This is a genomic window from Herbaspirillum sp. Her2 (genome assembly GCF_057961375.1).
Map to the genome: position 1 here is coordinate 3,277,228 of NZ_CM176331.1, position 19,389 is coordinate 3,296,616.

Consider the following 19,389-nt stretch of genomic DNA (forward strand, 5'->3'; position numbering starts at 1 on the left):
CATGCATTTCCATGACGACGACATGCTGGCCGTGGTCTGCCACGCACCACGCGACTATCGCCTGCAACGGGTCAAGCGGCCGGCGGCCGGTCCCAATGAGGTCATCATCAAGATCGCCTCGTGCGGCATCTGTGCCGGTGACTGCAAGTGCTTCGCCGGTGCCGCGCGCTTCTGGGGCGACGAGGTCAAGAACAAGCCCTCCTATGTCAAGCCACCGGTGATTCCCGGCCATGAATTCTGGGGCCATGTGGTGGAGATGGGACCGGGCGCAGCCGAGCACCACGGCGTGGCCATGGGCGACCGGGTGATCGCCGAACAGATCGTGCCTTGCGGCAAGTGCCGCTACTGCAAGACCGGCTATCGCTGGATGTGCGAGGTGCATGATGTCTACGGCTTCCAGCGCCAGGTGGCCGAGGGCGGCATGGCTGACTACATGCGGCTGTCGGCGCGGGCGGTGATCCACAAGATTCCCGAGCACATCTCATTCGAAGATGCCGCCGTGACCGAACCGCTGTCCTGCGCCATCCATGCCGTCAACCGCGGCGACATCCAGCTCGATGACGTGGTGGTGATTGCCGGTGCGGGCACGCTGGGCTTGCTGATGGTCCAGGTGGCGCACCTCAAGACGCCGAAGAAACTGATCGTCATCGACCTCTCCGACCAGCGCCTGCAACTGGCACGTGAATACGGGGCCGATATCGTCATCAATCCGGGCCGCGAGGATGCGCTGAAGATCGTGCGCGAAGCCACCGGCCAATATGGCTGTGATGTCTACATCGAGACCACCGGCGCGCCCGCCGGCGTGACGCAAGGACTGGACATGATCCGCAAGCTGGGCCGCTTCGTGGAGTTCAGCGTCTTTGGCCGTGACACTACCGTGGACTGGTCCATCATCGGTGAAGAAAAGGAACTGGACTTGCGCGGCGCGCACCTCAGCGGAGACTGCTATCCCATCGCCATCGACCTGCTGGCGCGCGGCCTGGTGACCTCACGCGGCATCGTGACGCACAACTATGCCCTTTCTGAATGGGAAGCCGCCATCAAGATGGCCGACTCGATGGATTCGATCAAGGTACTGCTCAAGCCCTAAGCCAGGCTGGCCTGCATGCCGCGCGCCAGCTGGCACTGGAAGAAACCGACCGAGGAACGCAAGGTGGTGGCCCGGCGATTGAGTTCCTCGGAGGTCACCGCCAGCTCCTCGGAACTGATCGAGTTCTGCTGAACAATCTGCGCCAGCTGGCTGGCCGCGGCGCTGATCTGGCTGACGGCGGCCGATTGCTGCTCCGACGACTGCACGATTTCCTGCACCAGCGCCGAGGTGCGGGCGATGGTCGGCACCATGTCGCCGAGCTGCCGTTCGACCCGGCTGGCCAGGACCGTGTGATCACGTGCGACCTGGTCGATCTCTTCCGCGGCCGCCTGGCTGCGTTCGGCCAGACGCCGCACCTCACCCGCCACCACGGCAAACCCGGCACCATGCTGCCCGGCATGGGCGGCTTCAATGGTGGCATTGAGCGCCAGCAGATTGGTCTGATAGGCGATGTCATCGATGATGGCGATCTTGCCGGCAATCACCTGGATCGCCGCGACCATCTCACCCACCGTATCCGCGCACTGATGCGCCTCCACGGCAGCGGCCGAGGCGATCTGGTCGGTCAGGCGGGCATTGTCCGCCGTGGTGAGGATGGCGGCATGGATCTGGCTCAGGGCCGTGCTGGTCTGCGCCACGCCGCTGGCCTGCTCGGTGGCCGCCGTGGCCAGCAATTGGGCCGTGGCGCTGACTTCGGCGGCGGTCTCGGCCATGCCCTCGGCGTTGCCGCGCACCTCGGCCACGACTCGCCCCAGGCGCTCGACCATCTTGCGGATGGCGTGCATCATGCTGTCGGCACAGCCGGGCTTGAGCCGGATCTGCTGCAACAGATCGCCGTCGGAAAGCCGCTGCATGACCGTGACCACTTCGCCCGGCTCACCTCCCATCTGGTGCAGCAAGGTGCGCGTGAGCAGCCAGCCCGCAGCGATCAACGTCAGCAATACAGCGCCCGCCACGACAGCCACCGACTCCAGCGCATGGCTGATGATCTCGCGCGCACTCAATGCGCTGGCCTCACCCAGTGCGACATTGTAGGAACGATGGCGCGCAAAGCTGGCTTGCACGCTGTCGATGGCGGCACGAAATTCCAGGCCGAGCGCAGTATGGCTGTCATGGACCAGGCTCCTTCCGCTCTCCACCAGCAAGCGGTTGCGGACCTCCTCAAAACCCGCAGTGCGGGCAACCACTTCGGCCAGCATGGCGCCATCGGTCTCATCGGAGATGTAGGCATCGCCATAGGTCTTGAGATGCCCGTTCATGTGCGCACGCAGCTGGTCCATCTCCTGCACCAGGCGGGCACGGTCCACCGGATCAAGGTTGATGAGGTAGAAGTAGACGCGCTCGCGCATGGCGTTGAAGGCGGCCTGGGCATCGTCCAGCGTGGTCACGCTGGGCACCGTATTGACCTGTGCGTAACTGGCCGCCTCATAGACATTGCCGATCTGGCGCAAGCTGACGATGGCGGTCGCCACCAGCCCCATCGACGCCAGCAGGATCAGCACGAACAAGCGCTGACCGACGGTCAGCAAACGAAACCCGGGCCTGGACATGATTCCTCTCCCCAGAGGCAAGGCTGTGGCTGCGTTGTTGGCGCGCTCCCCTCGCTGCTGCGCGCTGCAGAGCTGTCGATGAAATTATCGTCGGCGACCTGGCTTGTCAATCGGGGCCGCGCTGTCCTCTCATGCGCTGCAAAAGAAAACACCGTCCGGCAACGCTGCGCGACGGCATCCTCACGAGCTCTCATCAGCCCTCACGGAAATTCCCCGTCAGGCCAACGGCAACTGGCCTACGCCAGCCGGGGCTGCATGCCGCGCGCCAGCTGGCACTGAAAGAAACTCACCGTGGTCTGCAACAGCACGGCGCGCCGGTTGAGTTCTTCCGAGGTCACGGCCAGTTCCTCAGAACTGAGCGAGTTCTGCTGGATCACCTGAGCCAGCTGGCTGGCCGCCTGGCTGATCTGGCTGACCGCCGCCGACTGGCTCTCCGAGGAGTGGACGATTTCCTGCACCAGCGCCGAGGTGCGCGCAATGGTCGGCACCATGTCGTTGAGCTGGCGCTCGGCGGCGCAGGCCAGGGCGACGTTGCTGCGCGCGACCTCGTCGATCTCCTGCGCGGCCGACTGGCTGCGCTCGGCAAGCCGGCGCACTTCGGCGGCCACCACCGCGAAGCCGGAGCCATGCTCACCGGCATGCGCTGCTTCAATGGTGGCGTTCAACGCCAGCAGGTTGGTCTGGTAGGCGATGTCGTCGATGACGACAATCTTGCCGGCGATCTGCTGGATGGCATCCACCATCTGCTTGACGGTATCGGCGCAGGCGCGCGCCTCGACGGCAGCGGCCGCAGCGATCTGGTCGGTCAGCCGGGCATTCTGCGAGGTGCTGAGGATGGAGGCGTGGATCTGCTCCAGCGCCGCACTGGTCTGCTCGACGCCGGAGGCCTGCTCGGTGGAGGCGCGCGACAAGGATTGCGCGGTGGCACTGACCTCCTCGGCGGTGCTGACCAGCCCCTCGGCATTGCCACGGACCTCGCTCACCACCAGGCAGAGACGCTCCATCATCTTCTGGATGGCGTGCATCATGCTGTCGCGGTAGCGTGCCTTCACGCTGATCTGCTGCACCAGGTCGCCATCGGACAAGCGCTGCATCACCGTCACCACATCCCCCGGTTCGCCGCCCATCTGGCGCAACAGCGTGCGCGTGAGCAGCCAGCCGGACCCCAGCAGAACCAGCATGATCCCGCCCGCCAGCAGGCTGACCGTCTGCAGCGCATCGCTGATCATTTCGCGCGCACTGAGTGCACTGGCGTCACCCAGCGCAATGTTGTAGGAACGGTGACGGCCGAAGGTCACCTGCACGGCATCAATGCTGGCACGAAACTCCAGGACCGCCTGCGGCACGCTGTCCTCGATGCGGTCCTCATCGGAGGCCTTCAACAGCCGCCGCACCACCTCGTCGAAGGCGAGGATGCGCGCCTGGTCATCGGCCAGCATGAGGCCGTCGGTCTCGTCGGTGATGTAAGCCTCGGCGTAGGTCTTGAGATACCGGTTCAGGCGTGCGCGCTGTGTCTCGATCTCCTTCAGCAGACGCGCGCGGTCAAGCGGATCGGGATTGACCAGGTATTGGTAGATGCGCCCCTGGATGGCATTGAAGGCCGCCTGCGCATCATCGAGCGTTGTGACGCTGGGCACGGTATTGACCGTCGCGTAATTGGCCGCATGGTAAACGTTTTCGATCTGACGCAAACTGACGGCCGCCGTGGCGACCAGCCCCAGCAAGGCCAGCAGGATCAGCACCGACAGGCGCTGACCGACGGTCAGCGTACGAAGCCCAGGCCTGGACATGGTTTCCTCCCCCCAGAGGTAATACGGTGGCTGCATGAAAAGGTGCCCGCCCCTCAGCGCGGCCCCGCTGCAGATTTGACGACGCAATTATAGCGGGCGGCAATGCCTGTCCTACGCTGTTGGACAAACGTTTGCGCGGCGGGCAAAAAAAATGCCGCCCGGCAATGAAGCGGGCGGCATCGGTGGGGAAGGCGCTTGGGCGGGGCCATCGGGACCGGCCGCCCGCATCATGCTCAGTCGAAACTGATCTGCACCTTCATCATCTTCGATCGGTCACCGGCGATCTCGAAGGCTTCCACCGCCTGGGCGATGGGATAGGTCGCCGTGATCAGGGGCTTCACGTCCACCAGCTTGCGGTTCATCAGCTCCACCGCCATGGCGAACTCTTCATGGAAGCGGAATGCGCCGCGCCAGTCCAGCTCCTTGCCCACCAGCAGATTGGCCGGGAACTGGATGTCGCCTCCCAGGCCGACCTGGACGATGACGGCTTGCGGACGCAGCGCTTCCAGCGCCCCCACCAACGCCCGTTCATTGCCGCTGGCTTCGAAGAGCACATCGAAGGTCCCCTTGTCGACGGCATAGGCCTTCAACGCATCGGGCGTCTCGGCCATATTGATGGCACGGTCCGCGCCCACCTGCAGGGCCGCTTGCAGCGGCATGCTGGCGACATCGGTGACCACCACTTCCAGTGCACCGGCGCGGCGCGCGGCCACCACCACCAGCGCGCCGATCGGACCACAGCCAGTCACCAGCACGCGCTTGCCCACCAGCGGGCCAGCGCGGCGGACCGCATGCAGCGCCACCGACAGCGGCTCGGCCATGGCCGCTTCGCCATCCGTGACATGATCGGCCACGATGTGGGCCTGCGAACGTTCGATGATGATTTCCTGACGGAACGCACCCTGCACGTGCGGGGTGCGCATGGCACTGCCGTAGAAGCGCATGTCCAGGCAATGGTTCTGCTTGCCTTCCTGGCAGTATTTGCACACGCCGCAGGGGCGGCTGGGCGAGATGGCGATGCGGGTGCCGGGTGCGATGTCGGTGATGGCCGAACCCACTTCGGCGATCTGGCCCGAGACTTCATGGCCCAGCACCATCGGTTCCTTGATGCGCACCACGCCGAAACCGCCGTGGTGATAGTAGTGCAGGTCGGAACCGCAGATGCCGCCGGCCTTGACCTTGACCTTCAGTTGCTGCGGTTGCAGCGGGGCGGACTCCAGCGACTGAATGCGCAGGTCGTGCGGTGCATGGATGACGAGGCCTTGTTGCATGTGTATCTCCGAAATGAGCTAAATGATTTACAAGGTAGCGGTCACGCCGCCGTCCACGTAGAGGATGTGGCCATTGACGAAACGTGACGCGTCGCTGGCCAGAAACACGGCAGCACCGACCAGGTCTTCCACATCGCCCCAGCGGCGCGACGGGGTGCGGCCCACCAGCCAGTCGGTGAACTTGGCATCGTTGACCAGGGCCATGTTCATCTCGGTCTTGAAGTAGCCGGGACCCAGGCCGTTGACCTGCAGGCCGTACTTGCCCCAGTCGATGGCCATGCCCTTGGTGAACATCTTCACCGCCCCCTTGGTGGCGGTATAGGGCGCGATATTGGGACGGCCCAGCTCGCTCTGCACCGAACAGATGTTGATGATCTTGCCGGCACCGCGCGGGATCATGTGGCGTGCCACGGCCTGGGCCGCATAGAAGACACTGTTCAGGTTGGTATTGACGAGATCGTGCCAGTCCGATTCCTTGAACTCTTCCAGCGGATTGCGGCGCTGGATGCCGGCGTTGTTGACCAGGATGCCGATGGCACCGATCTCGCTTTCGATCTTCTGCACCGCCGCCTTGACCTCGTCATTGACGGTGGCATCGAAGCTGGCTTCATGGATGGTGTGGCCCTCGGCACGCAATTGCGCCGCGACGGTGGCGAGCTTGCCGGCATCGCGTCCGTTGAGCACGATGGCAGCGCCCGCCTGGGCCATGCCGCGCGCCAGCGCCAGGCCGATGCCACCGGAAGAACCGGTGATCAGGGCCAGCTTGCCTTCGAGGGAAAAGCCCTGCAAACCTGCGGGCAACGGGGTGGTCTTGATGGTCATGTGGTCTCTTTCTTCTTGTCGGAAATTTCGCTGTCAAACCCTGCCCTGCCCGTGATGGCGCAAAACAGGACTCAGTGCTGCTTTCCGGTCTCGCGCTGGAAGGCGGCGATGGCGTGATACTCCGCCTCCAGTTTGGCCGGAATGGCGGCAAAGATGGGTTGCAGGCGGCCATAGACGGCGACCGCCTCGGCCTCGGGGGCGTGATGATTGGTGGAGCCGACCATGCCCGAGATCACCGACAGCGACGGCAGCAGGCGCAGCGCCCACGCGCCCAGCACGGCCGCGCCCAGGCAGGATGACTCCACGCTCTCCGGCACCACCACTTCACGGTTGAAGATGTCGGCCATCATCTGTCGCCACAGGGCCGAGCGGGCGAAGCCGCCGGTGGCCATCATGCGCTTGGTGGGGCCGACCAGTTCTTCCAGCGCCGGGAGAATGCTGTAGAGATTGAAGATCACCCCTTCCAGCGCGGCGCGGATCATGTGGTGCTTGCCGTGATGCAGGGCCAGGCCGAAGAAGGAGCCGCGCAGGTCGGCATTCCACAGCGGGGCGCGCTCGCCGGCCATGAAGGGATGGAACAGCAGCCCTTCTGCACCGGGCCGCACCTTCTCGGCGATGCGCGTCAGTGCCTCGTAGGGATCGACGCCTTCCTCACGCGCAGCAGCCGCTTCGGCGGTGGCCAGCTCATCGCGCACCCAGCGGAAGATGTTGCCGCCGTTGTTGACGGGGCCGCCGACCACCCAGTGTTTTTCGGTCAGTGCATAACAGAACAGACGGCCATGCGGATCCGTCAGCGGCTCATCGATCACGGTGCGCATGGCACCGGAGGTACCGATGGTCACCGCCACGTGGCCGATCTCGATGGCATTCACGCCCAGGTTGGAGAGCACGCCGTCATTGGCACCGATGATGAAGGGCGTCTCCACCGACAACCCCAGGCGCTGCGCCATCTCCGGCGACAGGGCCGGCAGGCGGTGCGTGGTCGGGACCGGGGTAGGCAATTGGTCGGGACGTACGCCCAGCAATTCCAGTGCGCCCTGGTCCCAGGCCAGCTCGCGCAGATTGAACATGCCGGTGGCCGAGGCAATGGAGTGATCCACCACCCACTGGCCGAAGAGCTGGTACAGCAGGTATTCCTTGATACCGACGAAGCGCGCGGCCTGATGGAAGACCTCCGGCTTTTCATGGCGCATCCACATCAGCTTGCACAGCGGCGACATCGGGTGGATGGGTGTGCCGGTACGGCGGTAGATGGCATTGCCGTCGTGCTCGTGCTTGATGCGTTCGGCCCAGACCGAGGCGCGGATATCGCCCCAGGTGATGCTGTTGGAGAGCAGGCGATTGTCGGCATCCAGGGCGATGACACTGTGCATGGCGGCGCTGAAGGACAGCAGCGCAATTTCCTGCGGCGCAGCCTTGGCGGCCTTGACGGCACCGGCGATGGAGGCCAGCGCGGCCGCGACGATCTGCTCCGGGTCCTGTTCCGCCATGCCCGGTTCGGTACAGAGGACCGGGTATTCCTCTGCATGCTGGGCGACCACCTTGCCATCGAGCGTGAAGACCACGGTCTTGGTGCTGGTGGTGCCGATATCGACGCCGAGCATGTAGGGTGCGGAAGAGGACATATGCAGTTTCCTTAACAAACAAAGCAAGACGCCCGGACCAGCCGGGCGTTGCGATCAGTCTTAGACGACCAGGTTGAGCAACATGATGAAGATGATAGCAACAACCGAGATCAGCGTTTCCATCACCGTCCAGGTCTTGAAGGTTTCACCGACGCTCATGTTGAAGTATTCCTTGACCAGCCAGAAGCCCGCATCGTTGACGTGCGACAGGATCAGCGAACCGGCACCGGTGGCCAGCACCAGCAGTTCCTTGTTGGTGCCGGGGATCAGCGCCACCAGCGGCGCGACGATGCCGGCACCGGTGATGGTGGCGACGGTGGCCGAACCGGTGGCCACACGGATCACGCCAGCCACGAACCAGGCCAGCAGCAGCGGCGAGATCTGTGCATGCACGGCCAACTGGCCAATGGCAGTGCCCACGCCGGAGTTCACCAGCATCTGCTTGAAGCCGCCGCCGGCACCGATGATGAGCACGATGGCAGCGGTCGGGGCCAGGCTCTGGTCCACGAATTTCAGCACTTGCTGGCGGGTGAAGCCACGGGCGATGCCGAAGGTCCAGATCGCCAGCAGCAGTGCGGCCAGCAGGGCCACGATGGGGTTGCCGATGAAATCCATCAGGTCGCGCACGGCGTGGCCTTCCGGCAGGGTGACGTCGACGAAGGTCTTGAGCAGCATCAGGAACACCGGCAGCAGCACCGTCACCAGCGTGGTGGTGAAGCCGGGCAGGTTGGTGGTCTGCGGCTCGCGTGCCAGTTGCGCCATCAGTTCCTCGGAGGGCTTGATGTCGACGTAGCGCGAGATGAAGGCACCGAACAGGGGGCCGGCGATGATGACGGTCGGCAGGCCCACCAGCAGACCATAGAAGATGGTCTTGCCGATGTCGGCACCGAAGATGCCGATGGCCAGCAGCGGGCCCGGATGCGGCGGCACCAAGCCGTGCATCACCGACAGGCTGGCCAGCATGGGCATGCCGATCTTGAACAGCGGCACGCCGGAGCGGCGCGCCACGATGAACACCAGCGGGATCAGCAGCACGAAGCCGATCTCGAAGAACAGCGGAATGCCGACCAGGAAGGCGCCCATCATCATGGCCCAGTGCACGCGCTCGCGGCCGAAGGCGCGCACCAGCGTCTGGGAAATCTGGTCAGCGCCGCCGGACTCGGCCATCAGCTTGCCCAGCATGGTCCCCAGGCCCAGCACGATGCCGACGAAACCGAGCACGCCGCCGAAGCCGTCCTGGAAGGACTTGACGATCTTGGGCAGCGGCATGCCGGAGATCAAGCCGAGGAAGCCCGATGTGATGGTCAGGGCGATGAAGGGATGGATGCGCAGGCGCGTGATCATGAGGATCAGCGCAAGGATCGCAATGACTGCATTGAACAGCAAGGTGGCGTCGTGGCTCATGCCCAGCATGGGATCTCCGATTGCCGATAGCCGATGGCGCACGATCCCTGGTTCAGCGCAGCGGCGCGGCCCCGCGCATGGCGCCAGGGCGAGCGTCTCCTGCGGCCTCTCCTGGAGAAGGCACGGGCATCTGCACTATCTGCGTAGTGTTTTATTGAGGAACCCACGAGGGCTGCACTGAGTTCCGTTCCTGAGTGTGGTATGCCGCCGCCAGCTCCGCCGCCGTGTGCCCGGAGGTTCAGATGTTAGCGTTAACATGGGGCGCGATGATAACGCTAACATTTTGTACGGGTCAAACACTTGTTGTGTTGCGGTGCGTCAGAAGCGGGACTTGAGCGGGCGCCGGTGCGATATAAATTGTTTTGCGGAAATACCCGAAAGGACTTCCCGCATGCCAAGAGGGCCCCGCAAGCAGGTATCATGTCGCCACTTCGAATGACCGCCCTCCCCTGCATCCATGACACAGCGCGTAGCACCCAAGTCCAAGCCCAAAGCCCCACCCGCCGTGCGTGGTAGCCGTGCCACCGGGCGCGTCACCATCATCGACGTGGCGGCCGAGGCCGGGGTGAGCCCGATGACGGTGTCCCGTGCGCTGAAAAATCCCGGCCTGGTGCAGGAACAGTCGCGCCAGCGCATCCTGGAAGCCATCGATCGGCTGGGCTATGTGCCCAACCAGGCGGCCTCTACGCTGGCCTCGGCGCGCTCGCAGGTGATCGCGGTGCTGGTGCCGTCGCTGACCAATGCGGTTTTCATCGAGACGCTTTCCGGCATCCGTGACTACCTGGCCGGTGCCGGCTACCAGTTCCTGATCGGCGAGACCGGTTACGTGCGCGCCAAGGAAGAGCAGCTCATCGCCACCTATCTGGCCCATGCTCCCGCCGGCTTCCTGCTCTCCAGCAGCGAGCAGCACGACATCCTGCAGGCCCGTCCCGGCAGCCGGGATATTCCGGCGGTGCGCATGTTCGACCTGGGACGCAGCCAGCATGATTTCTCGGTGGGCTTCTCGCAGACCCGTGCCGGGCATGCGGTGGCCCGGCATCTGGTCGAACGCGGCTACAGGCGCCCGGCTTTCCTGGCGGCCCAGCTCGACCCGCGCATGATGAAGCGCCGTGAGGGCTTCCGCAAAGGCTTGCTGGAAGCGGGCATCAAGCCCGAGATCGAAGTCTTGCTGCCCGAGCCGACCACCGTCGACATGGGCGCGCAACTGCTGCGGCGGGTGCTGGAACAGCATCCGGAATGCGATTCCGTGTTCTGCTGCAATGATGACCTGGCCTTGGGCGCGCTGTTCGAATGCCAGCGCCAGGGCATCAGCGTGCCGCGCGAGATGGCCATTGCCGGTTTCAACGATCTCTCCTGGGCCGCTTGCGCCACGCCCTCCATCACTACCGTAGTCACGCCGCGCTACGACATCGGCTACAAGTCGGCCGAGATGCTGGTGCGCCAGCTCAAGGGCGAGGACATTCCCAAAGGCCGCCTGGACCTGGGCTTCGAGCTGGCGCTGCGCGAGAGTACCTGAGGCCAAGCGTCTTCACGCGCGCGCCTGCATCCCCCACATCCGTGGACGAATCGGCGCCAATAATCCATCCATCGGCGGCTCCCGGCTCTGGACAGAAAATTGCCATTCTCTACAATCTCCCGGTGTCGTTCTCCTCTGCAAGAATGCAGCAGCACAGCAGGTCGCTGATGCAGTGATGCAGCAGCGCGGACGGCATTTCTATAAATAATATGCAGATAACCAAGTCCAGATCACCAGGAGCAACCCTCATGCAGACATTCACCGGTCTTTGCAAACCCGCCGCCATGGCGCTGCTGCCGCTGTGCGGCGCGCTGGCCTTCCTGCCGGCCTCGGCCCAGACGGCAACGCCAGCGCCATCGGCCCCGGTCGTCAAGTACGACCTGACCTATGACATCATCAGCCCGGTCCACAGCCAGCACGGCATGGTGGCCACCGAGCAGGAGCTGGCCACCAAGGTCGGCGTGGATATCCTCAAGAAGGGCGGCAATGCCGTCGACGCCGGCGTGGCCGTGGGCTTTGCCCTGGCCGTGGTGCTGCCCAATGCGGGCAACATCGGCGGTGGCGGATTCATGATGATCCACGACGCCAAGACCGGCAAGAACGTGGCGCTGGACTTCCGCGAGATGGCCCCGCAGCGCGCCACCCGCAACATGTACCTGGACGACAAGGGCAACGTGGTGCCCGGCCGTTCGCTCTACACCCACCTGGCCGTGGGCGTGCCCGGCACCGTCGCGGGCCTGTCGCATGCACTCTCCAAGTACGGCACGATGAAGCTGTCGCAGGTGATCCAGCCGGCCATCGAACTGGCCGACAAGGGTTACCCGGTCAGCCGCAGCCTGGCGCTGATCCTCTCGGCCGAGCGCGAACACCTGGGCCAGTGGGATTCCTCCAAGGCCATCTTCTTCAAGGAAGGCCGTCCGCTCAAGGAAGGCGAAATGCTGGTCCAGAAGGACCTGGCCAAGTCGCTGCGCCTGATCGCCAAGGAAGGTCCGAAGGCCTTCTATGACGGTGCCATCGCCAAGAAGATCGTGGCCGAGATGGACAAGCACGGCGGCCTCATCACCGCCGAGGACCTGAAGAACTACAAGGTCGTCGAACGCGTGCCGGTCTCCGGCAACTATCGCGGTTACCAGGTCATGTCGATGCCGCCGCCGAGCTCGGGCGGTGTGCACATCATCCAGATGATGAACATCCTGGAACGCTATCCCCTGAAGCAATACGGTGCCGACAGCGCACAGACCATCCACCTGATGGCCGAAACCATGAAGCTGGCCTATGCCGACCGCTCCGAATACCTGGGCGATCCGGATTTCACCAAGGTCCCGGTCAAGGGCCTGACTTCGCGCGCCTATGCCGACGAGCTGGCCAAGAAGATCAACCCGGACCGCGCCACGCCCTCCACCGAGATCAAGCCGGGCCAGCCGCAGCCGTATGAAAGCGACCAGACCACCCATTACTCGGTGGCCGACAAGGACGGCAACCTGGTGGCGACCACCTACACGCTGAACCTGAACTTCGGCAGCGGCATCGTCGCCACCGGCACCGGCATCACCTTGAACAACGAGATGGATGACTTCGCCGCCAAGCCGGGCGTGCCCAATGCGTTCGGGCTCATCGGTGGCGACGCCAACGCGGTCGGCCCCTACAAGCGTCCGCTGTCGTCGATGTCGCCGACCTTCGTGCTCAAGGATGGCAAGCCCTTCCTGGTCACCGGCAGCCCGGGTGGCAGCCGCATCATCACTACCACCCTGCAGACCATCCTCAACGTGATCGACCACGACATGAACGTAGCCGAAGCCACCATCACGCCGCGTATCCACCACCAGTGGGCACCGGACCAGCTGCGCGTGGAAAAGGGCTTGTCCGCCGATACGCTCAAGATCCTGCAGGACAAGGGCCAGAAGATCAGCGTGCAGCCTTCCATGGGCCGTACCCAGACCATCCAGATCCGTCCGGATGGCTTTGACGGCTTCTCGGATCCGCGCAATCCGGATGGACGTACGCTGGGATTCTGAGGCATCGGCAATTGACGCAGTGATGCGCTGATGTGATTCCGCATCACGCGTTTTGTCCGGCACGGAACCGGACCGGCCAGTCCCGGTCCGCACCATGGCTCCCGATGATTCGGGAGCCATTTTTTATCAGGGAGCGCGTTTCACTTCCCGCACAATGGCTGCCATTTTTCAAGGAACGTTCATTTCCTGAAACGGCGATCTGAACCGGCCTACCCGCTATCAAAACTTATTTTCACTCCGGCACAATAAAATTGTTCGAACTCCGATCAGTTTTCTTTGCCGCACTTTACTTACCCCAAAAAAATCTCCACTCGATTCCGCCAGACCCCATCTGGCGCGGCTTTCCGGGTAGTTCAGATCATCGCCCTGCAGGCTTTCTGAATTTATTCGATCAAACTCAAGAAAATTTTCGAGACATTCTTCGAAATCTGAAGAGCCGTATTTCGTTAAATTTTTGTATTTCGGTTTTATTCCCTTGATCCCCTTATCAGGACAAAACGACGCCATCACTATGGCAGGCGTTTGTCACTGAGCACGATTTTTCATCCGCTCACGTTCACCCGTACCGCGCACCGAAAGGTGTCTTGCCGGCAGGCACCACCCCTGCCCTGCCAGCGGCTTGGCGTGAGCGATGAAAGCGTGCGTGACCCGATTTCGATTCGTCACTTTCTAGGGAGTACCACCATGACCGTTACCGTTCTCAAGCTGTCCGACGCCGACGCCTATCTCAAGAACATTTCCATCAGGAGCATCAAGGACGTCCGCGCGCTGGACGTGGACCTGATGCTGGTGCTGGTCAACGGAGATCGCATCATCATCTCCAGCGGCGCGGTCAGCGCCATGAGCGCCCCGGAGTCCTCGTTGCAGTTCGCCGATGGCCAGCTGCCGTTAGCCAGCGTGTTCCAGCAGATCGACAAGATCGATGTCTCGCCGGAAGCCAACCTGACCGTCAGTTCCAAGGAAATCACGCGCTACAACCAGAACAACGCCAGGAACAAGAAGGCCCGCAAGAACGACGAGGAAGACAGCGACAAGCCGGTGGTGGTCGAGGACGGCGAGCGCGATCCCAGCGCTGCTGCAGAGACCAGCGGCAGCAGCGGCAACACCGAGCGAGCCAACTTTTCGCCCACCAGATCTCCTGACAACCAGAGCCAGATCGCCGATGCCGAAATCAACTCGCAGCATGAAAAGAACTGGGGCGTGCAATGACGGAGTTGAGGAGCTTGAGATAGGCCGGTTGCGTGGCCACGCTGCCCAGCGTGCTGCCGATGCGGGTGTAGTCCTCTGCCAGGGGAGCGGACGCGCCAGTGGCAAGGTTGGCCATGCCGTCAGCCAGCGTCAGCACCTTGTTGTAGCTGTTGACGATGTCCTGGATCTGGCTGTGGGTGGTGGCGTCGCTGCCCTTGACGTCCGCGCTGGCCAGCCCAGAGAGCAGGGCGAAGAGGCCGGCAGGCATGTGATCGTCGCGATCCGGTGTGGGCAGGACGAACTTGTCCACGTCGGTGACGCCGATATCCTTGAAGTCCTGCAGGGTCGGCAAGCCGCTGGTGCCTTCCGCTGCGACTGTGCCATCGCTGGCGTTCTGGGCGTAGTCGCGGATTTTTTTCAGCGCCGCGTGGGCGGCCACGGCCAGTGCGCGCAACTCGGACACCGGTAGCCCGCGGATTTTCGTTGGCCTCCTGCAGGATGCGTTCATAGGCCTCTACCAGTGCGCGCAGCTTCCTGGGGCTGTTGATGTCGGTGAAGCGCACTGCATCGATGGCGCTGACTGCCGCTTGCGCCACGATCGGGTCGGTCACGGTAATCCCGACGGCTTCCAGTTCGGCAAGGGCATCGGTGAATTGCTCAGCGACGGTCGCATTGCCGGCCGTGCCGTCGGCCAGCCGGCTGATCTTCAACAGGATATTCACGCTGTTCTGCAGGTTGGTCACATCCAGCGCCTTCTCGCGCGCCATGCCATCCACCACCGCCTGCACATTGGCCAGCAGCTCCGCAGGGGCGCCGGCCAGACCGGTAATGCCCAGCTTGCCAAGTCCCTCAGCCGTGATCTGGCTGGCTTCGGAACTCAGGCTGCCATCGGCGGGTGCTTCCCCGTTGGCGGCCGCCAGGACCTTCTGGTAGCTCTCGATGATTTCCTTGAGTCTGACCGGCGGATTGACCTGCGCCTTGGTCACGGCGGTGGTTTGCAATGCGCTGTTGAGGGCGGCCACGGCCTTTGCCGCACTGCCGGCCTGCGGCAGGTGTTTGGTCAGGTCAAGACCGATGTCCTTGTAAGTGTCGCTGGTCAGCTCGGTGGCCTCCGGCTTGTTGTCGGCGTAGTTCTCCAGCACCAGCTGTGCTGCATGGGCCTTGTTGGCCAGTTGCTGCAGGCGCAAGGTGCCGCCGATCTGGCCGATCACTTCCGAACCGTCATCCTTGCTGGCCGCCAGTGCCGAGAGGACGGCGGCGAAGGTGTCGGCCTGCAATTCGGTGATGCCGACCGTTGTCAATTCCTGCTGGCTGACCTTGCTGTCGCCGGGCACGCCCCGGACCTGGGCAATGATCTTGTCGGCGATCTCGGCGCGCTCCTGCAGCAGCGCCACGGTATTGACCTTGTCCTTGTGGGTGGCATCGACCAGGGTATTGAGCAGTCCCAGCAGCGGGTAGGCACTGTCCTTCAGTTTGGTGACCAGTTCCGTCTTGATGCCCACGCGTTCGTAATCGACGGCCGTGGGCGCGGTTGGCGCGCTCGCCGGTGTGGTGGCATTGCCTGCAATGCCATCGGCCGCTGCCAGGATTCTTGCGTACGAGGTGACGATGCCCTGTACCAGCTTGGGGCTGGCGGTCTGTGCCGATTGGACCAGCGGGGTGGCCAGCGCGGAGTTGATCGCATCGAGGTTGTCGGCGGTGACCTTGTTCACGCCCATGTCGAGATAATCCTCGGCGCTCGGTTTGGGCTTGCTGGCATCATCGGCGTAGAGACTGATCTTGCGCTGTGCGTCGGCGGCCTTGTCGGCAAGCTGTTGCAGCTTGTCCAGCGTGTTGATCTTTGCGCCATCGGAAGGGCTCAAGCGCAGGGCGGCAATGACCGCTGGCAGCACCGCGTCATCGGGAGCGGTCACGCCCAGTTTGGTGAGCTGGGTCTTGATGGCCGTCAGTTGGGCGGTGGTCAGCGCAAGCGCGTCTTCGGGCTCGGGCACGCCCTTGGCGAGGGCGTGCAGGTCCGCTGCGGCTTGTGCCAGCACCGTGGTGGCCGCTGCAGGAGTCAAGGCCGGTTTCACCCCGAGGATTGCGTAGACGGTGGCCGCAGGCAGGTCCGTGTCTGCCGTGTCGGTCCGCTCATTGGCCAGCGCCAGCACCTTCAGGTAGGCGTCGGTGACCGCCTGGATCTCGCCAATGGAATTGGTCTTGTCTTTCGGTAGTCCCTTGATGGCATCCACCACCGCCGCCATGGCCACCGCATTATTGTCCAGGCCCAGCACGCCCATGGCGAAGAAATCCTCGTGATCCGGTGCCGGTTTGGCCGGATCATCCCCGTAGAGGGACGCCTTGGTCACGGCAGCGTTGGCCTTCTGCATGGCATCCGTGACGAAGCTCTCCAGTCCGCTTTGGTGATTGATCTGCTCCACATTGGTGGCACGGCTGAGCTGGTTGACGATGGCCGGGAAATAGGCTTTGTCGGTGTTCTGGTTCAAGACTTCATCAAGGCGATACGTGCCATCCTCACGTGCTGTAGTCAATGCCGTGCGCACGCTCACGACGGCCTCTTCATGGGCCTTGCGGGCGGCCTGCTCGACCCGCTGTGCGGCTGCCAGCACGGTCTGCTTGGCGGTGCGCTCGGTGGCCGTCGCCGTGTCGAAGGCGGTTTGTGCTTGTGCCGTGGCCTTACGCGCTTCCTGCAGGACGCTATTGCGCTGCACCAGCAGGTTGACCAGTTCGATGGTGCCGGTACTGTCGGTGACGAAGGTATGGCTGATCTCCTGATAGTTGCCGGCGGCGTCGATGTGGCGCAGCTTCAGTACTACCTTGCCGTTGCCGGTCTTGGTGTTGCCGCTCATGACCAGGTGTTCGTCGGCCCTGAGGGTGATCCAGCTGCCGGGCGCGATGGTGCGGCCGACGCCGGCGGTATTGATCGCCGCCAGGGTGTCATTGGCGGTACCAGGCACGGCCTGCAGCTGCAGGTGCAGTTCCGCGCCGCCTTCGCGCGGGGCCATCAGTTCCAGCCTGGTATTGAGCTGGCGCGTGATGCCATCGTCGCTGGCGATGCCGTCGTCCGCACCCGTGGGCAGGCGCAGGCGGAGGGGCGTGGGGGCGAGACTGTCCAGGGTGAAGTGCAGCGGTGTCTCCAGCGTGTTGGCATTGCCGTAGCCACCGGTGAACTCGCGCCCCTTTTGCACGATGCGCGCCTTGACCCAGATCTGGCCGTTGGCTTCGGTCACCTTGCCAGTCTCGTAGATGAAGCGGCCTGCGGCGGGGCTGCCGTTTTCGGTCAGTCCGTTCACTTCGTGCCAGCTGTCCCATACCGGGTTGCCGTTGCGGTCGGTGCTGCTGGCCACGGCCAGTTGCAACACTTCACTTTGGCCGTTGAACGCCTTGGTCAGGGCAATGCGCAGTCTGCCATCGCGGGTGATGCGGTCGCTGTCGCCCTGCGTGGCGGGGAACCTGCCGCTGTCGCCGCCGGTGCTGCTGTCGTTGTAGAAGGTATCGCTGACCAGGCTCAGCGGATTTTGCGCGGCAAAGCGGGTCATGCTCTCGGGGGTATTCAGGTCCACCCGCACATCGGTATTGCTGCTGCTCCACAGCGCATGGTTGGTGCGGCTGTTGCTGCCGTCGGTCACGGTGACCTGGGCGCTGATGGCGCGGCCGCGGTCGACGCCATGCAGGACCTCCATGTTCTCCTCACTGGCTTTGAGGATGGCGTTGCCGTTGGCATCGGCGTGGGCCACGGGCAGGTTGACGCTGACCTCATGGCCGAGAGTGTCGATGCCCTTGATGGTGACCGAGACTTTGGCATTCTCGATGATCTGCGTCAGCGCCTCGCTGAACAGCGCTCCTTGCAGGGCGCTGGCCTTGGCCAGCGTCTGGCCGTGCGCACTGGTCGCCCATTTCAGGCCGCTGCCGGCCTCGTCGACGAAGTCCAGGCTGTCAGCCAGGCGCACCAGTGCGCTGGCCTGGTTGGGGTAAGTCTTCTTGTCCAGCCGGACCAGGTTGGCGATGGCCTTCAGGGCTGCGCCATAGTTCTGCGTCTCCACGCTCAACGCACTGTTGAAGCTGGGATTGGGGATGCCGCGTCCGTTCGCATGGGTGGCGGAAGTGGTGACCACGTCCGTCCCGAGAATATCGACCTTGAAGAAGCCGCTGACCGCATTGTTGGCGGCGATGATGCGTTCGGCCGTGACGTCAGGCTGCTCGGCCGCGCGCGTGACGCCCTGGTCCAGACCGGCCTTGAGCACGGCCAGTTCGGTCAGTGCGGTGACGTTGACGTTCTGGTTGACGCCGCTGGCCATGACCAGTGCACGCAGCGGCGTGGGGCCCAGGTCGGTGAGCTGCAGGCTGCCTTCGTCGATGTAGTTGTCGGCTCCGCCGGGGGTGTTGTCGCGCACCACCAGCATCATCGGGCCCTTGTAGAGCGGATGCTTGAGCGTCAGCGTGTACTTGCCGTCGACCACGGCCACGGTATCGCTGATGGCATTGCCGGCTGCGTCATAGGCCGTGACGTTCGCGTTCTTGATGGCACCCAGCGCGGCGTTGCCCCGGATGACTGCGGCGGACGGGTCGACCGTGCCTGCACCTGCACTGCCGGCGGCTGCAGCGCCTGCGCCACTGCCTGCGCCGCCGCTGCCACCGTTAGCAGCGCTACCGCCATTGCCGCCCCCGCTGCCGCCGCCACCACCACCGCCCCCGGCCGCTGCCAGCAGCGCCAGCGCGCCGGCCGCGATGGGCCAACGCCTGCGCACCATCCGCCTGAAGATGGGCATCAACCAGAACGTCTTCGCCCGCGCCCTGAACACCGCGCCCAATCACATCTGCCAGATCGAACGCGGCCGCTGCATTCCCGGTAGCAAGCTGCTGCGCCTCATGCGCGAACAGTTCGGAATCGATATCACCTGGCTGCTCAGCGGCCAAAGCGCAGCCACGACCACCAGCCTGCTCAAACGCGAAATCGGCGCGCTGGTGGAGGACTACCAGCGCGCCGATGCCAATGGCAAAGCCTTCCTCGTTTATACGGCGAGCTTTCTGGTGGAGGGCACGGAGAAACAGGATCCCCGGTCCCCATCAAAAAAATAGGCAGTCGATGACTGCTCGCCATCGCCTGCCTTTACGGTG

General features: G+C 63.8%; 12 protein-coding genes. 5 read left to right on the top strand and 7 right to left on the bottom strand.

The window, feature by feature from the left end; translation table 11 throughout:
• Position 1 precedes the first annotated feature (1 nt).
• A complete protein-coding gene (locus tag ACWHXP_RS14870; RefSeq protein WP_134221556.1) occupies positions 2–1,090 on the top strand; it encodes an alcohol dehydrogenase catalytic domain-containing protein in 1,089 nt (362 codons plus the stop codon).
• On the opposite strand, the gene ACWHXP_RS14875 is transcribed toward ACWHXP_RS14870, so the two are convergent.
• From ACWHXP_RS14875 to ACWHXP_RS14900, 6 genes are all read right to left on the bottom strand, one after another.
• Positions 1,087–2,640: a methyl-accepting chemotaxis protein gene (locus ACWHXP_RS14875; RefSeq protein WP_489635675.1), complete on the bottom strand. Its 1,554-nt coding sequence runs from the start codon at positions 2,638–2,640 to the stop codon at positions 1,087–1,089. The genes ACWHXP_RS14870 and ACWHXP_RS14875 overlap by 4 nt on opposite strands.
• 236 nt (positions 2,641–2,876) lie before the next feature.
• A complete protein-coding gene (locus tag ACWHXP_RS14880) occupies positions 2,877–4,430 on the bottom strand; it encodes a methyl-accepting chemotaxis protein (protein ID WP_489635674.1) in 1,554 nt (517 codons plus the stop codon).
• Between the two features lie 233 nt (positions 4,431–4,663).
• Positions 4,664–5,701, bottom strand: coding sequence for an L-idonate 5-dehydrogenase (locus ACWHXP_RS14885; RefSeq protein WP_209532097.1), 1,038 nt, complete (start codon positions 5,699–5,701; stop codon positions 4,664–4,666).
• Positions 5,702–5,728: 27 nt separating this feature from the next.
• A complete protein-coding gene (locus ACWHXP_RS14890) occupies positions 5,729–6,523 on the bottom strand; it encodes an SDR family NAD(P)-dependent oxidoreductase (RefSeq protein ID WP_134221554.1) in 795 nt (264 codons plus the stop codon).
• A 71-nt stretch (positions 6,524–6,594) separates the two neighbouring features.
• The gene (gene gntK, locus ACWHXP_RS14895; protein WP_489624836.1) at positions 6,595–8,148 is read right to left on the bottom strand and encodes a gluconokinase; all 1,554 of its coding nucleotides are present in this window, start codon (positions 8,146–8,148) and stop codon (positions 6,595–6,597) included.
• 60 nt (positions 8,149–8,208) lie between these two features.
• Positions 8,209–9,561: a GntP family permease gene (locus tag ACWHXP_RS14900; protein ID WP_034334060.1), complete on the bottom strand. Its 1,353-nt coding sequence runs from the start codon at positions 9,559–9,561 to the stop codon at positions 8,209–8,211.
• Positions 9,562–10,009: 448 nt separating this feature from the next.
• Here ACWHXP_RS14900 and gntR point away from each other — a divergent pair, with 448 nt between their 5' ends.
• The 3 genes from gntR to ACWHXP_RS14915 all read left to right on the top strand — a co-directional run bounded on the left by gntR (position 10,010) and on the right by ACWHXP_RS14915 (position 14,292).
• Positions 10,010–11,068 carry an HTH-type transcriptional regulator GntR gene (gntR, locus tag ACWHXP_RS14905; RefSeq protein ID WP_489635673.1) on the top strand — a complete coding sequence of 353 codons (1,059 nt, stop codon included), beginning with the start codon at positions 10,010–10,012 and terminating at the stop codon, positions 11,066–11,068.
• A 248-nt stretch (positions 11,069–11,316) separates the two neighbouring features.
• A complete protein-coding gene (gene ggt, locus ACWHXP_RS14910) occupies positions 11,317–13,083 on the top strand; it encodes a gamma-glutamyltransferase (RefSeq protein ID WP_489635672.1) in 1,767 nt (588 codons plus the stop codon).
• Between the two features lie 684 nt (positions 13,084–13,767).
• Entirely contained in the window at positions 13,768–14,292 is a 525-nt protein-coding gene (locus ACWHXP_RS14915; RefSeq protein ID WP_489635671.1) for a hypothetical protein, read from the top strand.
• Between the two features lie 119 nt (positions 14,293–14,411).
• On the opposite strand, the gene ACWHXP_RS14920 is transcribed toward ACWHXP_RS14915, so the two are convergent.
• On the bottom strand, positions 14,412–19,040 hold the full coding sequence (locus ACWHXP_RS14920) for a hypothetical protein (protein WP_489635670.1): 4,629 nt from the start codon (positions 19,038–19,040) through the stop codon (positions 14,412–14,414).
• Here ACWHXP_RS14920 and ACWHXP_RS14925 point away from each other — a divergent pair.
• On the top strand, positions 19,033–19,350 hold the full coding sequence (locus ACWHXP_RS14925) for a helix-turn-helix domain-containing protein (RefSeq protein ID WP_489635669.1): 318 nt from the start codon (positions 19,033–19,035) through the stop codon (positions 19,348–19,350). The genes ACWHXP_RS14920 and ACWHXP_RS14925 overlap by 8 nt on opposite strands.
• Positions 19,351–19,389 lie beyond the last annotated feature (39 nt).

What these genes read in the sequence shown, in the direction of transcription:
- ACWHXP_RS14920 (WP_489635670.1), bottom strand. Translation starts at nt 19,040, where the DNA reads ATGCCCATCTTCAGGCGGATGGTGCGCAGGCGTTGGCCCATCGCGGCC.
- gntR (WP_489635673.1), top strand. Translation starts at nt 10,010, where the DNA reads ATGACACAGCGCGTAGCACCCAAGTCCAAGCCCAAAGCCCCACCCGCC.
- ACWHXP_RS14915 (WP_489635671.1), top strand. Translation starts at nt 13,768, where the DNA reads ATGACCGTTACCGTTCTCAAGCTGTCCGACGCCGACGCCTATCTCAAG.
- ggt (WP_489635672.1), top strand. Translation starts at nt 11,317, where the DNA reads ATGCAGACATTCACCGGTCTTTGCAAACCCGCCGCCATGGCGCTGCTG.
- ACWHXP_RS14880 (WP_489635674.1), bottom strand. Translation starts at nt 4,430, where the DNA reads ATGTCCAGGCCTGGGCTTCGTACGCTGACCGTCGGTCAGCGCCTGTCG.
- ACWHXP_RS14900 (WP_034334060.1), bottom strand. Translation starts at nt 9,561, where the DNA reads ATGCTGGGCATGAGCCACGACGCCACCTTGCTGTTCAATGCAGTCATT.
- gntK (WP_489624836.1), bottom strand. Translation starts at nt 8,148, where the DNA reads ATGTCCTCTTCCGCACCCTACATGCTCGGCGTCGATATCGGCACCACC.
- ACWHXP_RS14875 (WP_489635675.1), bottom strand. Translation starts at nt 2,640, where the DNA reads ATGTCCAGGCCCGGGTTTCGTTTGCTGACCGTCGGTCAGCGCTTGTTC.
- ACWHXP_RS14890 (WP_134221554.1), bottom strand. Translation starts at nt 6,523, where the DNA reads ATGACCATCAAGACCACCCCGTTGCCCGCAGGTTTGCAGGGCTTTTCC.
- ACWHXP_RS14870 (WP_134221556.1), top strand. Translation starts at nt 2, where the DNA reads ATGCATTTCCATGACGACGACATGCTGGCCGTGGTCTGCCACGCACCA.
- ACWHXP_RS14925 (WP_489635669.1), top strand. Translation starts at nt 19,033, where the DNA reads ATGGGCATCAACCAGAACGTCTTCGCCCGCGCCCTGAACACCGCGCCC.
- ACWHXP_RS14885 (WP_209532097.1), bottom strand. Translation starts at nt 5,701, where the DNA reads ATGCAACAAGGCCTCGTCATCCATGCACCGCACGACCTGCGCATTCAG.